Below are 20,017 nucleotides of genomic sequence, written 5' to 3' on the forward strand. Positions count from 1 at the left end.
TGGAAGGGGGCGCCCATGGGACGCCATCGCAAGCCCACTCGCTGGGACGAGATCCGGCTTCGGCTGGTGAAGTTCCGGAGGAGGTGGATCTTGCGACTTTTCGGATGGTGAGCGGCCGTCCCTACATGAGCTAGGGACGGACACCCGTGATCCATCAGGAGCCTGCCGCAGTGCCCTCTGCGGTGGGCTCCACCCATTCTGGATGGTGAGCGGCCGTCCCTACGAGAACTAGGGACGGACACCCGTGATCCATCAGGAGCCTGCCGCAGCGCCTACTGCGGTGGGCTCCACCCGATTCCAAGTTACCGGTGGGCGATCTCTCACGCCACCAGCCCGGCCGCCTCGCACCACCGCGCGCCCCCGGTCACAACCGGTGCGCCGCCCCCGTGGGGGTGGCTCCCCGTGTGTCCAGCAGTAGCTGGGCCTTCACGGACAGGCCCTGGAGGTCGTACGTGCGGTGTTGCTGGAGCAGGATCGTCAGGTCGGCGTCGGCGGCCGCCTCGTAGAGGGAGTCGGCGCGGGGGACCGGGCGGTCCAGGACGTTCCAGGACGGGACGAGCGGGTCGTGGTAGCTGACGGCCGCGCCGAGCTTCATCAGCGCCGTCGCGATCTCCTCGGCGGGCGTGCCCTGCTGGTCGGCGAGGTCGGGCTTGTAGGTGACGCCGAGGAGCAGCACCCGGGCGCCGCGGGCGGACTTGCCGTGCTCGTTGAGCAGGGCCGCGGCGCGCTGGACGACGTACCGGGGCATGCGGCTGTTGACCTGCTGGGCCAGTTCCACCATGCGCAGTCCGCGGACCGTCCTGCTCGACAGGTCCTGGGGGACGGAGTGGCCGCCGACGCCGGGGCCCGGGCGGAACGCCTGGAAGCCGAACGGCTTGGTCTCCGCGCAGCGCACCACGTCCCACAGATCGACGCCCAGCTCGTGGCACAGCACGGCCATCTCGTTGACGAGGGCCATGTTGACGTGCCGGTAGTTGGTCTCCAGGACCTGCACCGTCTCGGCCTCCCTGAGGCCACGCGCGCGTACCACCTTGTCGGTGAGGCGGCTGTAGAAGGCCGCGGCCGACTCGGTGCAGGCGGGGGTGAGGCCGCCGATGACCTTCGGAGTGGTGGCCGGCGTGTGGTCGCGGTTGCCGGGATCCACCCGACTGGGTGAATAGGCGAGGTGGAAGTCGCGGCCCGCCCGCAGGCCCGAGCCCTGTTCCAGGAGCCGGCGCAGGAAGTTCTCGGTCGTGCCGGGCGGGACCGGGGATTCGAGGATCACGGTGGTGTGCGGGCGCAGGTGCCCGGCGAGGGTGCGGGCGGCCGACTCGACCTGGCCGAGGTCCGGCTCGCCGTCGGCGCCGCGCGGAGTGGGGGCGCAGATGACGGCGGTGCGGACGCGGCCCAGTTCGGCGGGGCCGGTGGGCTGCCGGAAGCCCCCCGAGAGCATCCGGCGCAGTTCGGCGGGGGTGAGGGAGGAGGCCTCCGGGCCGGTGCGGTAGCCGACGGTGGGGATACCGGCGGCGACGGCGGCCTGCGCCAGGGGCAGGCCGAGCGGGCCGAGTCCGATGACGGCGAGATCTGCGGGCATGGCGTGGGCCGTCCTTCCCAATAACCGAAGCGGGACAGGTGCGCAAGCCCGGTGGACAGAATGAGCGAGCGCAATGTCAGACTACGGGTAAATATGACCGATATGAGGGATTGTTCGTGTGCGTTTCCGTGGGCGTGGCCTGGGGTTGTCCACAGGCTGTGGCTCGCGTGGTGGCTGATGTCGGGCAAGACCGTCAGAATTTGGGCATGAGGGCTGGGACCGGACGTCGCGAGGCACGCGGGAGTGCGACGGCGGGATCCGGGAACCGGAACCGGGCTTCGCCCGACGGGTGCGGCCGACGCGGATGAGATGCGGGAGGCAGCGGTGAGGACAGCGACACTGGGGCCGGCGCAGCGTGCCGAGTCCCTCGCGGCGATGGCCGAGCGAGAACTGGACGTGCTGGTGATCGGCGGCGGAGTCGTCGGCGCGGGCACCGCCCTCGACGCCGTGACCCGCGGACTGTCCACGGGTCTGGTCGAGGCGCGCGACTGGGCCTCGGGCACCTCCAGCAGGTCCAGCAAACTGATCCACGGTGGTCTGCGCTATCTGGAGATGCTCGACTTCGCCCTCGTACGGGAGGCGCTGAAGGAGCGCGGCCTGCTGCTGGAGCGGCTCGCCCCGCACCTGGTGAAACCGGTGCCGTTCCTCTACCCGCTCCAGCACAAGGGCTGGGAGCGGTGGTACGCCGGCTCGGGCGTCGCGCTCTACGACGGAATGTCCATGGCCCGAGGCCACGGCCGGGGCCTGCCCCTGCACCGGCACCTGACCCGCCGTCACGCGCTGCGGGTGGCGCCGTGTCTGAAGAAGGACGCCCTGGTCGGCGCCTTGCAGTACTACGACGCCCAGATGGACGACGCCCGGTTCGTCGCCACCCTCGTGCGCACGGCCGCCTCCTACGGGGCGAAGGTGGCCAACCGGGCCCGTGTGACCGGGTTCCTGCGCGAGGGCGAGCGGGTCGTCGGGGCCCGGGTGAGGGACGTCGAGGGCGGCGGCGAGTACGAGGTCCGGGCCAAGCAGATCGTCAACGCCACCGGTGTGTGGACCGACGACACACAGGCCATGGTGGGGGAGCGCGGCCAGTTCCACGTCCGTGCCTCCAAGGGCATCCACCTGGTCGTCCCGCGCGACCGCATCAGCTCCTCCACGGGCCTGATCCTGCGCACCGAGAAGTCCGTGCTGTTCGTCATCCCCTGGGGCCGGCACTGGATCGTCGGCACCACCGACACCGAGTGGAGCCTGGACAAGGCCCACCCGGCCGCGTCCAGCGCCGACATCGACTACCTCCTGGAACACGTCAACTCCGTGCTCGCCGTACCGCTGACCCGGGACGATGTCGAAGGTGTCTACGCCGGGCTGCGGCCGCTGCTGGCCGGGGAGTCCGACGCCACCAGCAAGCTGTCGCGCGAACACACCGTGGCGCACCCCGCGCCGGGTCTGGTGGTCGTCGCGGGCGGCAAGTACACGACGTACCGGGTGATGGCCAAGGACGCCGTCGACGAGGCGGTGCACGGGCTCGACATGCGGGTCGCCGACTGCGTCACCGAGGAGGTCCCGCTGCTGGGCGCGGAGGGCTACCGGGCGCTGTGGAACGCGCGGGCGCGCATCGCCGCGCAGACAGGGCTGCACGTGGTCCGGGTGGAGCACCTGCTGAACCGTTACGGCGCGCTGGCCGAGGAACTCCTCGACCTCATCGCCAAGGACCCCTCGCTCGGCGCACCGCTGCAGTTCGCCGACGACTACCTGCGCGCGGAGATCGTCTACGCCGCCTCGCACGAGGGGGCACGGCACCTGGACGACGTGCTCACCCGGCGCACCCGCATCTCCATCGAGACCTTCGACCGCGGCACCCGCAGTGCCCGTGAGGCCGCGGAGCTGATGGCGCCGGTGCTCGGCTGGGACGAGGGCCAGATCGACCGCGAGGTCGAGCACTACGAGAAGCGGGTGGAGGCGGAACGCGAGTCGCAGCTCCAGCCGGACGACCAGACGGCGGACGCGGCGCGCCTGGGGGCGCCGGACATCGTGCCGTTGTAGGCACCGGCCGGCACTGCTCCAGCAGACGTCGGGGCGGGTGCCGGGTTCACCCGAAAGCGTGGCGCCGGGCGGGATCTCCGTTCGGCGCCTGTCCGTTCTACCGGGTGCGAGGGCAGAACTCGGCGGCGAGCAAGGCCGGTTCGAGGCGGGGGTCTGCGATCGCGGTCGTGTTCACGCGGAAGGTGAGGACGCGACGGCCGTCGACGGTGGCCGCGGTGCGCACGTAGCTGCCGGAGATCCGCCCGTTGTGTCCCCACACCGTGGTGCCGCACGGCAGTTTCACCGGGTACAGGCCCATGCCGTACAGGCCTTGTGCGGCACGGGTGTCGAGCATCTCGCGCAGCCGGCGCGGGGGCAGCAGTTCACCGCCGAGCAGTGCCGTCCAGAAGCGGTTCAGATCGGCGAGCGTGGTCACCAGCTCGCCCGCGGCCCCGGCCACCCGCGGGTCGAGCGCGGTGACATCGGAACCGTCGGCGGCGTAAGCGCGGCCGTGAGGTGAGGGCAGCGTGGTGCGGGAGCCAGGGAAGGAGGTGCCGGACAGACCCAGCGGAGCGAGGATGCGCCGCTCGGCCTCGGTGGCGTAGGAGTGGCCGGTGACCTGCTGGATCACCATGCCGAGCACGACGTAGTCGGTGTTGGAGTAGGAGAAGCGGCCTCGGTCGGTCGGAGGGTGGGTGAGCGCGAGGCGCACGGCCTGCAGCGCAGTGAGAGGGACGGTGGCCCCGGTGAGCCGGGTGAAGTCGTACAGCCCGCTGGTGTGGGTGAGCAGGGAACGCAGGGTCAGCGCGCGCCCGTCGTTGCCGGCTCGGCGCACCAGCCCGGGCAGGTGCTGCTCCACGGTGTCCGTGAGGGACAGCCGGTGCTCGGCGGCCAGTTGCAGGACGACGGTGGCGATGAAGGTCTTGGTGAGGCTGCCGGCCCGGAAGTGGTCGGCGCGGGAGATGCCGGGCCCGGCCTGGGCGTAATGGCTGCCGGCCGTGCCACCGGCGAGCAGTGCGGCGGCGGGGGCGTGGCCGCGGGTGAGGAGCAGAGGGAGGAGGGCGTCGGTGGCCGGCGCCGTGCGCCTTCCGGCGGGCGAGACGGCGGCCGTGGGGACGCTCACCGGGCGCGGCGCCGCGAAGGTCCCGTCCGCCGGGGCCAGGCCCAGCAGGACGGCGGCGGCCGCGGAAAAGGTCAGCAGGGTCCGCAGTGGAAGGAGGAAGGAGGCGACGGGCACGGGTCCGCGCGGCGCGAACCCACGGCGTGGCGTCATCGCCGTCTCCCTTCGGCCGCCGCTGTCGGCGACCATCATGCAGCGCGGCGCGGGCGGGGAGTCAGCCGGGTGGCGGCGGCTTCGCCGCCTGGTGGCGGGGCCGGCGGGCGGTCCACGGGCGTGGGGCACCCTGGGTGCGCCGGGCACTTGTCGGGTGAGGGACAATGGAGGCTCTGTCAGGGCGGGTTGGTTTGAGGGGACGCATGTCGGAGGCGGAGCGGGCGGGGACATCTCGTCAGGACACTCGTCAGGACTCTCGTCAGGACAGGAGCGAGCGTCTCCTCGCCGGGCGGTACCGGCTGGAGGGTGTGCTCGGCCGCGGTGGCATGGGCACCGTGTGGCGGGCCACGGACGAGACCCTCGGGCGGACGGTCGCGGTCAAGGAGCTGCGCTTCCCGTCGAACATCGACGAGGAGGAGAAGCGCCGGCTCATCACGCGGACGCTGCGCGAGGCCAAGGCGATCGCCCGGATCCGCAACACCAGCGCGGTGACCGTCTTCGACGTGGTCCAGGAGGACGACCGGCCCTGGATCGTGATGGAGCTGGTCGAGGGCAAGTCCCTCGCCGAGGTCATCCGGGAGGACGGCCTGCTGGAGCCCCGGCGCGCGGCGGAGGTCGGGCTCGCCGTCCTCGACGTGCTGCGCTCGGCCCACCGCGAGGGCATCCTGCACCGTGACGTGAAGCCGTCCAACGTGCTGATCGCGGAGGACGGCCGGGTCGTGCTCACCGACTTCGGCATCGCCCAGGTGGAGGGTGACCCGTCCATCACCTCCACCGGCATGCTCGTCGGCGCGCCCTCCTACATCTCCCCGGAGCGGGCCCGCGGGCACAAGCCGGGACCGGCGGCCGACCTGTGGTCGCTGGGCGGGCTGCTGTACGCGGCGGTGGAGGGCACCCCGCCCTACGACAAGGGCTCGGCGATCGCCACCCTCACCGCGGTGATGACCGAGCAGCTGGAGGAGCCGAAGAACGCCGGGCCGCTCAAGGACGTCATCTACGGCCTGCTCACCAAGGACCCGGCGCAGCGGCTGGACGACGCGGGCGCGCGCGTGATGCTCAAGGCCGTGATCAACGCGCCGGACGCCCCAGAGGCAGGCCCGGAGCAGGCGCCGGACGCCACGAAGGTCGTGCCGTTGCCGCCGCAGCCGGACGGGGCCGGGGGCAAGCGCGGTGAGGAGGCGGCGGAGCGGCTGCGCGGGGCGCTGCGTTCCGTGCGCAAGGCCGCGGCGGGCAGCTCCGGCGCGGCGACGCGTGCCGCGTCCGACGAGCGTGCCGAGCCGGGGGCGTCGGCGCACAGCACCAGGACCACGTCGTCCGCGTCCGCGGCGGCCGGCGAGGGCGCGGCCGGTGCCGGCAAGGGCCGCACCGGTGGCGGGTGGAACGTGGTGCCGCCGCCGGACCTCGACCTGTCGCCGCGGCCGGTGCCCCGGGCGCCGCTCACCGATGTGGTCCCCAAGCGCACGCTGGTGATCATCGCGGTGGTCGCGGCGCTCGCCGTGCTCGGCACCGTGCTGGCGTTCGCGCTGGGCGGGGACGACAGCGACGACAAGGGTGCACAGGGAGCGCGGCCGTCCACGACCGTGGCGAGCGGCGGCGCCGCCACCAAGCCGGGCAAGGGGGGCGCGACCGGCACGGACGGTTCCTCCTCGCCCGGGGCAGCGTCCTCGGCCGCCTCGGGTGGGGCGAGCACGCCGGGCACGGGCCCGAGCCCGTCCGGTGGTACGGCCGGCTCGGCCGTTCCCGGTGGTGCGCCGGTGACGCGTACGCACCAGGGCGGCCAGGGCTACACGATCGGGCTGCCCGCCGGGTGGGTGTTCCAGTCCACGGGCTCGGCGGGGGACCGCTTCACCGGCCCGGGCGGGCAGAAGCTGCTGGTGGCCTGGACCTCGACACCGAAGGACGACCCGGTCGCGGACTGGCGCAACCAGGAGCGCGACATGGTGCGTTCCCAGTACCACAGGATCCGTATAGAGAAGGTGGGCTTCAGGAGCTGGAACACGGCCGACTGGGAGTTCACCTACGCCGACGGGGGAACGCAGTACCGGACGGTCGACCGGGGCTTCGTGGTGAACGACCGTCAGGGGTACGCGCTGATGTACACGGCGAAGGCCGCCGACTGGGACGGGGATCTGCGCCGGCAGACCTGGCAGACGCTGACGGAGACGTTCCAGCCGAAGAAGTGACGCCCGCCGCCGGTGCGTTCGTCGAGTCAGATCGGGCAACCCCTCTTTGCGGGTTGCCTCCGGCACGTATCGTGAATGCTTGCGGACCGTACGCAGCGGAGGGGACGCCCGCAACGGGACGCGTGGCGAACGGATCTGACCAACCGGGCGGCCGGGGGAGGCAACGTGGACGACTACGCGGGACGGGTCCTCGCCGACCGCTACCGCCTGCCGCTGCCGCCGTCCGACGCGTACGAACTCACCGAGACCCGGGCGTTCGACACCTACAGCGGGCAGGAAGTCCTCATCCGGCAGGTGCCGTTGCCTGAGGTCGTCGAGGCGGAGGTGCTGGACGCCGAGGGGCTGCCCGCCGGATTCACCCCGCGTGAGCGCCGGGGCGCCGGGCGGGGCGCGAGCCCGGACGTGCGCCGTCCCGCCGACCCCGTGGTGCGCCGGGCGGTGGAGGCCGTGCAGGCCGCGGCGCGGATACCCGACCATCCGCGGCTGGACCAGGTCTTCGACGTGTTCGCGGAGGGCGGTTCGCTGTGGATCGTCAGCGAGCTGGTGGCCGCGCGCCCGCTCGCCGCGCTGCTGGCCCAGCAGCCGCTGACGCCGTACCGGGCGGCCGAGGTCGCCTCCGACGTGCTGATGGCGCTGCGCGTGCTGCACGCGCACGGCTGGGTGCACCGCAACATCACCGCCCGTACCGTCCTGGTCTGCGACGACGGCCGGGTCATGCTCACCGGCCTGGCGGTCGGCGCGGCCGAGGAGGCCCTGTGCGGGTACGACCCGGTGCCGCCCGAGCTGCAGGAGGAGACCGGCGACGGGCAGGGCGGTGCGGAAGAGCATGCCGGTGGCGCCGGCCGTGTCCCCCCGCCGGGGCGGCCCGAGGACAGCGGTGCCGCGCCGGACGCCGAGACGGCCAGGCGGGCCGCCATCCAGGCCCGCGCCACCGGCGGACTGCCGGTCGCCGGGAGCCGGCCGGCGGGCGCCGGGGCCGCCGCGCTGCCCCGCCCGGCAGGCGCCGGCAACGCCGAGGACGTGCGGGCCGCACGGGCCGGTGCGATCGCCGCGTACCGCGCGGGCGCGCGGGCGGCGGCCCGGGTGCAGGAGGCGCAGCACACCACGCACAACGGCCGTGTCGCCCTGCCCGGCGCCCGCCCGCCGGCCGAGGCGGAGCTCACCGCCCCCGGCGAGCCGCAGTCGCCGGAACGCCCAGGGCTGGAGCGGCCCGACAGCGCGGCGCCGGGCCGGATCGGCGACCCCTATGGCGTGCGCGGCACCGCACTCCAGCCCCCCGGGGCCGCCCCCGCCGACTCGCGGCCCGGGCCCGCGCCGTGGGGCGACCCCTCCCTCACCGCCCCGGCCCCCCGCGGCCCGCGCACCGCGCTCGCCGCCGAGCGGGCAAGGCAGACGCGGATGACGGTGGTCGGCGCGGTGACCGAGCGGTGGGCGCCGGAGCAGGCCGGGCCGGTGCACGAGAACTGGCAGTTGGCCGCGCCCATCGGCCCCGCGACCGACCTGTGGGCGCTCGGCGCGCTGCTCTTCCGGGCCGTGCAGGGGCACGCGCCGTATCCGGAGGAGTCCACGGCCGAGCTGGTGCAGATGGTGTGCGCCGAGCCGCCCGCCTTCGCCGAGGAGTGCGGTGCGCTGCGGCCGGTCGTGGAGTCGCTGCTGCGTCAGGACCCGACCGACCGCATCGACTTCGAGGAGCTGAGCGGCTGGCTGCGCTCCCTGGTGCGTTCCGCGCCCGAACCGGAGGCCGGGGTGCACGTCGTGGCCGCCCCGCCCGCCGACCCCGGCAAGCTGCCCGTCGTACGGCGCCGGGGCGAGCTGGTGCGCAGGCGGCGCGCCGGGCTGCCCGCCCCGCACGGCCGGCACAAGCGGGCCGCGGGGAAGGAGCGTTCACCGCGCAGCCTCGGCCGGACCCTGCTTCTGCTGATCCTGCTGGTGCTCGCGGCGGCGATCGCGTACGCCATGTTCTTCCTGCCGAAGTCCGGCAGCGCCGGGGACAGGGGCGCCGACCGGACCGGCGCGGCCGGGTCCGCCTCCCGGGAGCCGGACGCGAGCAGCGCGCCGCGCCCCGAGCAGACCTCGCCCGGCACCCAGGACGGCAACGGTCCGGGGGCGTCGGCCGGTTCCACGCACGCGCAGACCACCGGCCCCGATGTCGCCGCTGGTTTCACGCTGCGTAAGGACCCGGCCGGATTCCGTATCGCCGTCGCCGACGGCTGGCAGCGCACCCCGGGCAACGGCCGGGGCCAGGTGACGTACACCCACGGTGACTTCACGCTGATCGTCGTCCCCGGCCGGGACAGCGCCGCGGGCTACGGCGGCGACCCGATGGCGTATCAGCGGGAGCGGGAGCCGGAGCTGCAGCCGTACCGGGACTCGTCCTGGGCGACCGCCACCGGGCTGAAGACGATCCAGGTCGGCGGACGGACCATGGCGGAGGGCCAGTTCACCTGGACCGGCGCCGACGGCCGTGAACTGTACGTGCGCAATCTGGCCCTGCTGGTCGGCGGGCGCTACCACGTGGTGCAGGTGCGTGGCCCGGAGGCCGAACGGGACGAGGTGACGCGGTTGTACGAGCAGGCGTCGGGCAGTTACCAGTACACGGGCTGACCAACCCGCACAGACGGGCCGTACAAAAGGGGGCGTACGCATCAGCAGTCCATCGGGTTGCCCGCGGTCACGCAAAGCGACAACCGTCACAGTGCGGTCACCGTGGCACCCCGCTTGTTCCCCGGACGCCGGGCTGTCTTTACCCTGACCCTGTCAAGAGCATTGCGGGGCAACGTGAATCAGATGCAGGGCCTGCTCCTCGCGGGCCGCTACCGGCTCGCCGATTCCATCGGCAGCGGCGGTATGGGCCGTGTGTGGCGCGCGCACGACGAGCTGTTGCACCGCGCCGTCGCGATCAAGGAGCTGACCGCGGCGCTCTACGTCTCCGACAGCGACCAGCAGGTCCTGCTCGCGCGCACCCGCGCCGAGGCACGCGCCGCCGCACGCATCAACCACTCCGCCGTCGTCACCGTGCACGACGTGCTGGAGCACGACGGCCGCCCGTGGATCGTGATGGAGCTGGTCGAGGGGCACTCGCTCGCCGACGCCGTCAAGGAGCAGGGCCGTATCGAGCCCGCCGAGGCCGCCCGGATCGGGATGTGGGTGCTGCGCGCGCTGCGCGCCGCGCACACCGCCGGCGTCCTGCACCGGGACGTCAAGCCCGGCAACGTGCTGCTCTCCCACGACGGCCGGGTCCTGCTCACCGACTTCGGCATCGCCCAGATCGAGGGCGACACCACCATCACGCGGACCGGCGAGGTCGTCGGTTCGGTCGACTACCTCGCGCCCGAACGGGTCCGCGGACACGACCCGGGCCCGGCCTCCGACCTGTGGGCGCTGGGCGCGACGCTGTACACGGCCGTGGAGGGGCGCTCGCCGTTCCGGCGCACCTCGCCGTTGTCCACCATGCAGGCCGTCGTCGAGGAGGAGGCCGACCAGCCCGGGTACGCCGGCCCGCTCGCGCCCGTCATCTCCGCACTGCTGCGCAAGGATCCGGCCACCCGGCCCGGCGTCGCCGAGGCCGAGCAGATGCTCGCGGAGGCGGCGGAGGGCCGCCGGCCCAGCGCGGCGCAGGCGTATGTGCCGACCCAGCACGGCGGTCAGCGGACCCCGTACGACACGGGCTCCGGGCACACCACGGGCTCCGGCACCGACCCGGGGTACAACGCCGGTTCCGGCACCCACGCGGGGTACAACGCCGGTTCCGGCACCCAGTCCGGGTACACCGCGGGTCCCGGCCACCCCACCGGGTCCGTCTACAACACCCCGATGACACCGCACGGCCCGGGGACCGGACCGACGGCCGTCGGACCCACGCAGATGCCTCCCGCTCCGCCGCGGCGCCGCCGCGGGCGCACCGTCGCGCTCGTCCTCGCCGTCGCCGCGGTCGTCGGCGCCGGTACGGCGGTGGTGCTCCAGCAGTGGGGCCACGGCTCCGGCAATCACGCCGGCCCGGCCGTGACCTCCTCACCGCCCAGCACCAAGGACACCGGCGGCGACCAGGGCTCGGTCCCCGACGACTGGCAGCAGATCAGCGATCCCAAGGGCTTCGGCCTCGCCCTGCCCAAGGGCTGGCAGCGGCAGCTGTTCAGCGACAAGGACGGCCTGACCCAGATCGACTACACACCCGACGACGGCAACCACTTCCTGCGCGTCGCCATCGACACCGACCCGGACTTCAACGACCCGTACCAGCACCAGCTGTCCCTGGACAAGCAGTTGCACCGGCTCGTCGACTACCGGCAGCGCAAGCTCGAGGTCGTCACCTACCGGGACCACCGGGCGTCGCTGTGGGAGTACACGTTCACCGCGCTCGCCAAGGACACCCGGTTCCCCGGCCCGCGCAGAGCCGTCGACGAGGTCTACTTCGGTGACGACGGCACCGAGTACGCGCTGCTCCTGTCGGGACCGACGCAGGACTGGGCGACCACGCAAGCACAGTTCAAGGCGATCCTGCGCAGCTGGCAGGAGAAGGTCTCCGCGTAACCCTGTTGGCCGATCGGTGCCCCGGAGCCGGGGCGTCCGGTGCGGCATGATGGGGCGCATGGGGACCGAGGGGGAGGATGCCCGTGTGATCGCGGGCCGTTACCGGCTCGACGCACGGCTGGGCCGGGGCGGCATGGGCATCGTGTGGCAGGCGACCGACCAGCTGCTGGGCCGGCGGGTGGCGGTGAAGGAGATCGCGCTCGACGAGACCCTCTCGGCCGAGCAGGCACGGGCCCAGCGGGACCGGACGCTGCGCGAGGCCCGCGCGGTCGCGCAACTGCGGCACCCGAACATCGTGGTCGTCCACGATGTCGTCGAGGACGGCCGGCGGCCCTATCTCGTCATGGAGCTGGTCGACGGCGGCACGCTCGCCGACCGGATCGCGCGCGGCGGCCCGGTCGACGCCGCCGAGGCCGCGCGCATCGGCGTGGCCCTGCTCGGCGCGCTGAGCGCGGCGCACGCCGCCGGGGTGCTGCACCGGGACCTGAAACCGGCGAACGTCCTCATCGAGGCCGGCACCGACCGTGTCGTCCTCACCGACTTCGGGATCGCCCAGGTCGCCGGCGCCACGACGCTGACGGAGACCGGGTCCTTCGTCGGCTCGCCCGAGTACACCGCGCCCGAGCGGATGTCCGGCACCGCCACCGGGCCCGCCTCCGACCTGTGGTCGCTCGGCGCCCTGCTGTGCACGATCCTCAGCGGTGAGTCACCCTTCCGGCGCGACTCGCTGGGCGGCATCCTGCACGCCGTCGTCATCGACGACATCCGTACGCCGGAGCAGGCGGCGCCGTTGCTGCCCGTCGTCCGCGGGCTGCTGGAGCGCGACCCGGAGCGACGGCTGGACGCGACCCAGGCCGAGCGGCTGCTGCGCGCCTTCCGCGACACGGGGTCCCTCCCGGACGAGGGCGAGGGCGAGGGCGGGGGCGCGGGCGTGGGCTTCGGGGCAGGTGCTGCTCAGGGCGCCGGGCCCGGGTCCTCGCCGGAGGCCGACGCGGGGTTCGGGCACCGGTCACTGCCGGGCGCGGGGACGGGTTCCGGGGCGCGTCCGGCCGGCTGGGGTCCGGAGCCGGGCGCCGTGTCCGGTCGTACGCCCGACCCGGCCCGGGACGGTCGTACGCCCGACCCGGCCCGGGACTCCACCGCGCACGCCGGGGCCGGGTACACGCCCACGCACGCCGGTCTGCCGCGTTCCGGCGGCGCGGCCGAGACGGGGCGGGCGCCCGAACGCTCCACGCGGGGTGTGCTGGTGGCCGCTTTCCTCGTCGCGGCGATGGCCGGTGCGGGCGTGTCGGCGGCGGCGCTGCTGATGCAGGGCGGCGACCAGGGCGGCAGCCCGGCGGTTCCGGGCCGGGCGAGCTCCCCGGCGACGGCACCCGCCGCCACCGTCACGGTCACCCGCTCCCCGAACCCGGCCCCGACCGGACCCGGTTCCTCCGGCACCGGCACCGGATCCACCGGCACCGGCTCTCCGGCCACCGGCTCCCAGGCCTCAGGCGACGGAGCCCGGCCCGTCGCGCCGTCCGGCTACCGGATCGCCGACGACCCCGCCGGTTTCCGGCTCGCCGTGCCCGAGGGATTCGTCCGCCGGCCGCAGGGCGAGCGGGTGTTCTACCTCTCGCCGGACGGCACGTACCGCCTCGGCGTCAAGGTCTCCGCTCCCGAACCCGGCGGCCCCCTCGGCGTGATGCGCCGCCAGGCCGCCGACGGCGCCGACACGAACCCGGGTTACCACGCCGGCACCGTCACCGAGACCACCCACGGCGGACAACCCGCCGCGCTCTGGGAGTTCACCTGGAACGGCTTCACCGCCGCGGAGGGCGCCCGGCACACCTACGACCTGTGCTGGGAGGAGGACGGCCGGATGTACGACGTGTGGGTGTCGGCGCCGGTCGGGAAGGTCCGCGAGGGGCGGGAGTACTTCGACGTGGCCGTGGACACGTTCACACGTTCCTAGGGCGGCCGGTCCTCAACGGTCACCCGATCACGCCTTCTTGAGGGCGGCCGGTCCCGAACGGTCACGGGTCTGTGACCACTTGCGTTTCCCGGTGGAGCGGGACGCGCCGCACACGGTATGGATGGTTCCATGAGCAGCAACGGGGGCGCCGGCCAGGGGGCCGACGAGACGACCAGCTTTGTCCTGCAGCCGCCCAACCCGGCGGCCGCCCCGGCCCAGCCGCCGTCCTCCCCGGGCGCCCAGCCGCCGTCCTCCCCGGGCGCCCAGCCGCTGCCCGCGCAGGGTGAGCCGGGCGCCGGGCGGCTCATCGCCGGCCGTTACCGGCTGCTCGCCAAGCTCGGCCACGGCGGCATGGGCACGGTGTGGCGGGCCAAGGACGAGACGGTGGACCGGGAGGTCGCCGTCAAGGAGCCCCGCGTCCCCGACCATCTGCCCGACCGCGAACGGGACAACGCCTTCGAGCGGATGCGCCGCGAGGCGCGCGCGGCGGCCCGGCTGGACCACCCGGCGGTCGTCAACGTGCACGACGTGGCCGTGGTCGACGGCCGGCCGTGGATCGTGATGGAGCTGGTGCGGGGCCGCTCGCTCGGCGCCGCCCTCCAAGAGGGCACGCTCGACGCGCGCGAGGCCGCACGGATCGGGCTGGAGGTGCTGGGCGCGCTGGAGGCCGCGCACGCGGCGGGCATCCTGCACCGGGACGTCAAGCCGGACAACATCCTGCTCGGCCGGCACGACCGGATCGTCCTCACCGACTTCGGGATCGCCCGGATCGAGGGCGAGACCCAGCTGACCGACACCGGCGGTTTCGTCGGCTCGCCCGAGTACATCGCGCCGGAGCGGGTGCTCGGGCAGCGCCCCGGGCCCGCGTCCGACCTGTGGTCGCTCGGCGTGGTGCTGTACGCGGCGACGGAGGGCGTCTCACCGTTCCGCCGCAGCAACACGCCCGCCACCCTGCAGTCGGTCCTCAACGCCACGCCGGCCCCGCCCGCCTCGGCGCCGGGCCCGCTCGCCGAGGCCATCGACGGACTGCTCCGCAAGGACCCGGCACACCGCCCGTCCGCCGCCCGGGTCCGTGCCCTGCTCACGGCGGCCGCGGAGCCGCCCGCGCCGCAGCCGACGCAGGCCGTGCGGTACGTCGACCGGGGCGGGCGTGGCGTGAGACTCGGACGCAAGGCCTGGCTGGGCGTCGGCGCCGCCCTGGTCGCCGCCGCCGTGGCGGCGTACCTGGTGCTCGCCGACCCGTTCGCCGGACCGCTGCCCGACGGATGGAAGACGCGGCACGAGAGCGCGCTGCGCGCGACGGTCGCCTTCCCCGGACAGTACGACCGCGCCCTGCCCGACCCGAAGACCGACCAGGGCCACTGGGTGACCTACAGCGACCCCGGCGGCAGCATCTGGATCGGGCTGGCGCTGGACAAGAAGTCCGAGGACAGCAGCGGGAAGATCGCCGACTCCTCGACCGCCCAGATGTACGCCGACGACGGCGAGTTCAAGCAGAACGGCGAGTACGACCTGGAGATGCCGGCCGGCCCGCGGACCGTGCCGGAGGGGAACAAGAGCTTCCACGGCCGCGAGGCCGCCCACAACACTCTCACCTACACCACCAACGACAGCCAGCACCCGCGCCCGCGCGAGGTGCAGATCTTCTACTACCGCACGCAGTCCGGCGACATGTACAAGCTGACCGTGAGCTACCCGGGCAAGGGCGACTTCACCGAACGGGGCCGTGAGGTGGCGCGCGTGGCGATCGCGAACCTCGACGTCGACAAGCCGTGATCCGAGCGCCCCGACGCCCTGATCAGCGGGTTTGTTGCCAGTGATCGCTGGCGGCGTGTGAGCGGTCGGTGAATCCCCGTTACCGACGGGTACACAAAGGCTCCGCTCCGGCATACCCTGCGCCCATGACGGACGCGCAGGCACCGGCCAAGACCGGCACCAACCCCCTCGCCCCCGCACCCCAGGGTGCCCGCACCGCCGCCGATGTGGTCACCCCCGAGCTGGTCGCCCAGCTCACCAAGGGGGTGGCCGGATCGGGCCGGACCGCCAACCACACGCCGTTCACCGGGGAGAAGCTCGCAGACCTGCCCGAGTCCACCCCCGAGGACGTGGAGAAGGCCTTCGCGGCCGCCCGCGCCGCCCAGGCCGTGTGGGCGCAGGTCCCGGTGCGGCAGCGCGCCGCCGTCCTGCTGCGCTTCCACGACCTCGTCCTCGCCCGGCAGGCCGAGGTGCTGGACCTGATCCAGCTGGAGACCGGCAAGGCCAGGCTGCACGCCCACGAGGAGGTGCAGGCCGTGGCCGTTGCCGCCCGCCACTACGGCCGCAAGGCCCCCGCCTACCTCAGGCCCAAGCGGCACACCGGTGCCGTGCCGACCCTGACCAAGGTCACCGAGCTGCGCCACCCGCGCGGTGTCGTCGGCCAGATCGCCCCGTGGAACTACCCGCTGGAGCTGTCCGTCGGCGACGCGCTGCCGGCGTTCGTCGCGGGCAACGCGGTCGTCATGAAGCCGGACACCGAGACCTGCCTGACCGCTCTGTGGGCCCGTGACCTGCTCATCGAGGCGGGGCTGCCTGCCGAGGTCTTCCAGGTGGTCATCGGCGACGGCCCGGTGATCGGCCCGGAGGTCGTCCGGCACGCCGACTACGTCTCCTTCACCGGCTCCACCCGCACCGGCCGCGAGGTCGCCGAGCGCGCCGCGGCCCGTCTGGTCGGCGTCTCCCTCGAACTCGGCGGCAAGAACGCCATGCTGGTGCTGGAGGACGCCGATCTCGACAAGGCGGCGGCGGGCGCGGTGCGCGGCTGCTTCTCCTCCGCCGGTCAGCTGTGCATCTCCATCGAGCGGCTCTACGTCCACGAGTCGGTCGCCGACGCCTTCCTGGAGCGCTTCGCCGCCCGCACCAAGGCCATGCGCCTCGGCACCTCCCTGGCCTACGGCGCCGACATGGGCTCGCTGGTCGGGGAGCGGCAGCTGAAGACCGTCGAGCGGCACGTGGAGGAGGCCGTCGCCAAGGGCGCGAAGGTCGTCGCCGGCGGGGTCGCCCGCCCCGACATCGGCCCGTACTTCTTCGAACCGACGATCCTCGACGGCGTCACCGAGCCGATGTCCGTGTGCACCGAGGAGACCTTCGGCCCGGTCGTCTCCATCTACCGCTTCCGCTCCGAGGACGAGGCGATCGAGCAGGCCAACGGCACGCCGTACGGACTGAACTCCTCGGTGTGGACCAAGGACGCCCGCCGGGGCCGCGCCGTCGCGGCCCGGCTGCGCACCGGCACCGTCAACATCAACGAGGGCTACGCCCCCGCCTACGGCAGTGTGCAGTCCCCGATGGGCGGCATGAAGGACTCCGGCCTCGGCCGCCGGCACGGCTCCGAGGGCATCCTCAAGTACACCGAGGCGCAGACGGTCGCCCACCAGCGGCTGCTGCCGATGGCCCCGTCCCTGGGCATGACCGACGAGCAGTACGCGGCGTTCATGAGCCGCAGTCTGAAGCTGATGAAGGCGTTCCGCCTCCGCTAGACCCACCCGTTCTTGACCCCCCGTTCTTGACCGCCCGTTCTTGACCCCCCGTTCTCGACGAGGAGAGCACGTGTCGCAGGAGAAGTCTGTCCAGGCCCGGGACGAGGACGGGTACGACTACGACGTGATCGTCGTGGGCTCCGGCTTCGGCGGTTCCGTCACCGCCCTGCGCCTCACCGAAAAGGGATACAAGGTGGGCGTCCTGGAGGCCGGCCGCCGCTTCACCCGGGAGTCCCTGCCGAAGAACAGCTGGGACCTGAAGAACTACCTCTGGGCCCCGAAGCTGGGCCTCTTCGGCATCCAGCGCATCCACCTGCTCGGCAACGTGATGGTGCTGGCGGGCGCGGGCGTCGGCGGCGGTTCCCTCAACTACGCCAACACCCTCTACGTCCCGCCGAAGCCCTTCTTCGACGACCCCCAGTGGCGGCACATCACCGACTGGCAGGAGGAGCTGGCGCCGTACTACGACCAGGCGCGGCGCATGCTCGGGGTGCGGCTGAACCCGACCATGACCCCCTCCGACGTGCATCTGAAGGCGGCGGCGGAGCGGATGGGCTGCGGCGACACCTTCCACATGGCACCGGTCGGCGTGTTCTTCGGGGACGGCGAGGACGCCGACGGCACGGCGAAGGCGGAGCCGGGCCGGCAGGTCGCCGACCCGTACTTCGGCGGCGCCGGACCCGCCCGGAGGGCGTGCATCGAGTGCGGCGAGTGCATGACGGGCTGCCGGCACGGCGCGAAGAACACCCTGAACGAGAACTACCTCTACCTCGCCGAGAAGGCCGGCGCGGTCGTGCACCCCATGACCACGGTCGTCTCCGTCACGGACGACTCCCGCGGCGGGTACGCCATCGCCACGCTGCCGACCGACAACAAGAGGAAGGGCCGGGGCCGCACCTTCACCGCCCGCCGGGTCGTCCTCGCCGCCGGCACCTACGGCACCCAGACCCTGCTGCACCGCATGAAGGCGAGCGGTCATCTGCCGTACCTGTCGCCGCGGCTGGGCGAGCTGACCCGCACCAACTCCGAGGCGCTGGTCGGCGCGCAGACCGACGACCGGCGCTACCGCAAGGCCACCGGCGACACCCGGGCCGACTTCACCCGCGGGGTCGCCATCACCTCGTCCATCCACCCCGACGAGAACACCCACATCGAACCGGTCCGCTACGGCAAGGGATCCAACTCGATGGGCAGCCTGTCCATCCTCCAGGTCCCCTACGCCGAGGGCCGCTCCCGCGTCGCCGCCTGGCTCGCCAACGCCGCCCGGCACCCGATGCTGGTGCTGCGCTCCCTGTCCAACCGCAAGTGGTCGGAGCGGACCATCATCGGCCTGGTGATGCAGTCCCTGGACAACTCGCTGACGACGTATCTGAAGCCCGACGGTGTGGGCAAGGGCCTGCTGACCGCGCGGCAGGGCCACGGCTCGCCCAACCCCAAGCAGATCAAGGCCGCCACCGACGGCGCCACCGCGCTCGCCGCCGAGATCAACGGCTTCGCCGGGTCCAACGTCGGCGAGCTGATGGGCACCCCGCTCACCGCGCACTTCCTCGGCGGCTGCCCGATCGGCGACTCGCCCGAGACCGGCGTGATCGACCCCTACCACCGGCTGTACGGCCACCCCGGCATCTCGGTGGTGGACGGCGCCGCGGTCTCCGCGAACCTGGGCGTCAACCCGTCGCTGACCATCACCGCGCAGGCCGAGCGGGCGATGTCGTACTGGCCCAACAAGGGCGAGGCCGACGCGCGCCCCGCACAGGGCGCGGGCTACGAGCGCCTGAAGCCGGTCGAGCCGCAGTCCCCGGCGGTCCCGGCCGACGCGTTCGGCGCGCTGCGCCTGCCGTTCCTGGGCATGCCGGCGGTGCCGCCGAAGAAGTAACGGGCGGCTTCGGTACGACGAAGGGACCTGCGCCCCCCTCCGAGCGCAGGTCCCTCACGTCGTGTGCGGTGGTGTTACGCGGTCGCGGCGCCCTTGCGGCGGCGCACGACGACGATCGCACCGGCACCGGCGACGACGGCGGCACCGCCGACCAGGCCGATCATCGGCAGGGCAGAGCTGGAACCGGTCTCGGCGAGGCTGCCGTTGACCTTCGGCGTGTTGCCGGTCGGCTTCTTGTCCGTGACCGGGGCCTCGCCGCCTTCCTGCGGCTTGGTGCCGTCGGTGTCGGTGTTAGCCGCCACGATCTGGAACTTGTACGCCACGTCACCGAAGCCGGTGCACTGCGCGTCGCTGTCGCCGTAGATCGTCGCGCCGAGCGTGAAGCCGGCGCCCACCGGGGCGGACGCCTTCACGTTCAGGCGCATCGGGATGTCGACCTCGTAGTCGGCCTTCAGCTCGTCGGTGTAGCCGACGAAGCCCACCGCGTAGCCGTCCTGGTTCAGGTCGCCCCAGGACTTGGAGTCCGGGTCCCAGGCCTGCAGCTGCACCTGGCGGGTCTTGAAGAGGTTGTCGCCCGCCTTGTCCGAGGACGCGCCGGCGAAGTAGGCCAGGTCCTGCAGCGTGGACTTGGAGTTGTTGGCGACGTTCAGGGAGAACTTGTGCCAGCCGCTGCCGGCGGCGATCTTGCCGGGCAGACCGCTGATGCTGACGTCGACCTTCGAGTCGGTGCACTCGCCCGGGATGTCGCCGTCACCGGGGTCGGTGCTCTCGGTGGCGGTGGGCTTGGCCGTGGGCGAACCGGTGGGCTTACCGGTCGGCTTGTCGGTCGCGGTCGCGGAGCTGCTCGCGGTGGCGGTGGCCGTGGCGGAGTCCGTCGCGGTCGCCGAGGCCGTGCTCGTCGCGTCGCCCTTGTCTTCCGTGGTGCCCTTGCCGTCCTCGGTGCCGGTGCCGGTGCCGGTGCTCTCCGAGCTGGTCGCGGCCGGGCTGGAGGTGGTGGTGTCGGGCGTCTCGTCCGCGAACGCCGCCGGCGCGGAGAGCAGCGCCAGCGGGGCTATCACTGCCGTTGCGGCCGCGGTGGCCATGGCACGGCGAAGCTTCATGAA

The 20,017-nt window shown here is 73.3% G+C and carries 11 protein-coding genes; 8 read left to right on the top strand and 3 right to left on the bottom strand.

Translation table 11 applies throughout. The annotated features are described in order from the left end of the window. Positions 1 to 364 precede the first annotated feature (364 nt). Entirely contained in the window at positions 365 to 1,573 is a 1,209-nt protein-coding gene (locus tag ACZ64A_RS19870) for a nucleotide sugar dehydrogenase (protein ID WP_469811716.1), read from the bottom strand. Positions 1,574 to 1,897: 324 nt separating this feature from the next. Here ACZ64A_RS19870 and ACZ64A_RS19875 point away from each other — a divergent pair, with 324 nt between their 5' ends. Continuing rightward, the gene (locus ACZ64A_RS19875; protein WP_469811717.1) at positions 1,898 to 3,604 is read left to right on the top strand and encodes a glycerol-3-phosphate dehydrogenase/oxidase; all 1,707 of its coding nucleotides are present in this window, start codon (positions 1,898 to 1,900) and stop codon (positions 3,602 to 3,604) included. A 97-nt stretch (positions 3,605 to 3,701) separates the two neighbouring features. On the opposite strand, the gene ACZ64A_RS19880 is transcribed toward ACZ64A_RS19875, so the two are convergent. Beyond that, complete coding sequence (locus tag ACZ64A_RS19880) at positions 3,702 to 4,856, bottom strand: serine hydrolase domain-containing protein (protein WP_469811718.1); 1,155 nt, start codon at positions 4,854 to 4,856, stop codon at positions 3,702 to 3,704. A 203-nt stretch (positions 4,857 to 5,059) separates the two neighbouring features. Between ACZ64A_RS19880 and ACZ64A_RS19885 the strand changes: the two genes are divergently transcribed. From ACZ64A_RS19885 to ACZ64A_RS19915, 7 genes are all read left to right on the top strand, one after another. After that, positions 5,060 to 7,039, top strand: a complete 1,980-nt coding sequence (locus ACZ64A_RS19885; RefSeq protein WP_469811720.1) for a serine/threonine-protein kinase — start codon at positions 5,060 to 5,062, stop codon at positions 7,037 to 7,039. Between the two features lie 165 nt (positions 7,040 to 7,204). Then, complete coding sequence (locus ACZ64A_RS19890) at positions 7,205 to 9,643, top strand: protein kinase (RefSeq protein WP_469811721.1); 2,439 nt, start codon at positions 7,205 to 7,207, stop codon at positions 9,641 to 9,643. Positions 9,644 to 9,826: 183 nt separating this feature from the next. Then, on the top strand, positions 9,827 to 11,569 hold the full coding sequence (locus tag ACZ64A_RS19895; RefSeq protein ID WP_469811722.1) for a serine/threonine-protein kinase: 1,743 nt from the start codon (positions 9,827 to 9,829) through the stop codon (positions 11,567 to 11,569). A gap of 58 nt (positions 11,570 to 11,627) precedes the next feature. Next, positions 11,628 to 13,523: a serine/threonine-protein kinase gene (locus ACZ64A_RS19900; protein WP_469811723.1), complete on the top strand. Its 1,896-nt coding sequence runs from the start codon at positions 11,628 to 11,630 to the stop codon at positions 13,521 to 13,523. Positions 13,524 to 13,652: 129 nt separating this feature from the next. Then, a complete protein-coding gene (locus ACZ64A_RS19905) occupies positions 13,653 to 15,299 on the top strand; it encodes a serine/threonine-protein kinase (RefSeq protein ID WP_469811725.1) in 1,647 nt (548 codons plus the stop codon). A gap of 125 nt (positions 15,300 to 15,424) precedes the next feature. After that, a complete protein-coding gene (locus ACZ64A_RS19910; RefSeq protein WP_469811727.1) occupies positions 15,425 to 17,038 on the top strand; it encodes a succinic semialdehyde dehydrogenase in 1,614 nt (537 codons plus the stop codon). Positions 17,039 to 17,108: 70 nt separating this feature from the next. Continuing rightward, positions 17,109 to 18,914 (top strand): GMC oxidoreductase, encoded by a 1,806-nt coding sequence (locus ACZ64A_RS19915; protein ID WP_469811729.1) that lies wholly within the window; start codon positions 17,109 to 17,111, stop codon positions 18,912 to 18,914. A 74-nt stretch (positions 18,915 to 18,988) separates the two neighbouring features. On the opposite strand, the gene ACZ64A_RS19920 is transcribed toward ACZ64A_RS19915, so the two are convergent. Continuing rightward, the gene (locus ACZ64A_RS19920) at positions 18,989 to 20,014 is read right to left on the bottom strand and encodes an LAETG motif-containing sortase-dependent surface protein (protein WP_469811730.1); all 1,026 of its coding nucleotides are present in this window, start codon (positions 20,012 to 20,014) and stop codon (positions 18,989 to 18,991) included. Between the last annotated feature and the right edge of the window lie 3 nt (positions 20,015 to 20,017).

Source organism: Streptomyces sp. NPDC104814, from assembly GCF_055583185.1.

What these genes read in the sequence shown, in the direction of transcription:
- ACZ64A_RS19870 (WP_469811716.1), bottom strand. Translation starts at nt 1,573, where the DNA reads ATGCCCGCAGATCTCGCCGTCATCGGACTCGGCCCGCTCGGCCTGCCC.
- ACZ64A_RS19880 (WP_469811718.1), bottom strand. Translation starts at nt 4,856, where the DNA reads ATGACGCCACGCCGTGGGTTCGCGCCGCGCGGACCCGTGCCCGTCGCC.
- ACZ64A_RS19885 (WP_469811720.1), top strand. Translation starts at nt 5,060, where the DNA reads ATGTCGGAGGCGGAGCGGGCGGGGACATCTCGTCAGGACACTCGTCAG.
- ACZ64A_RS19895 (WP_469811722.1), top strand. Translation starts at nt 9,827, where the DNA reads ATGCAGGGCCTGCTCCTCGCGGGCCGCTACCGGCTCGCCGATTCCATC.
- ACZ64A_RS19900 (WP_469811723.1), top strand. Translation starts at nt 11,628, where the DNA reads ATGGGGACCGAGGGGGAGGATGCCCGTGTGATCGCGGGCCGTTACCGG.
- ACZ64A_RS19905 (WP_469811725.1), top strand. Translation starts at nt 13,653, where the DNA reads ATGAGCAGCAACGGGGGCGCCGGCCAGGGGGCCGACGAGACGACCAGC.
- ACZ64A_RS19910 (WP_469811727.1), top strand. Translation starts at nt 15,425, where the DNA reads ATGACGGACGCGCAGGCACCGGCCAAGACCGGCACCAACCCCCTCGCC.
- ACZ64A_RS19920 (WP_469811730.1), bottom strand. Translation starts at nt 20,014, where the DNA reads ATGAAGCTTCGCCGTGCCATGGCCACCGCGGCCGCAACGGCAGTGATA.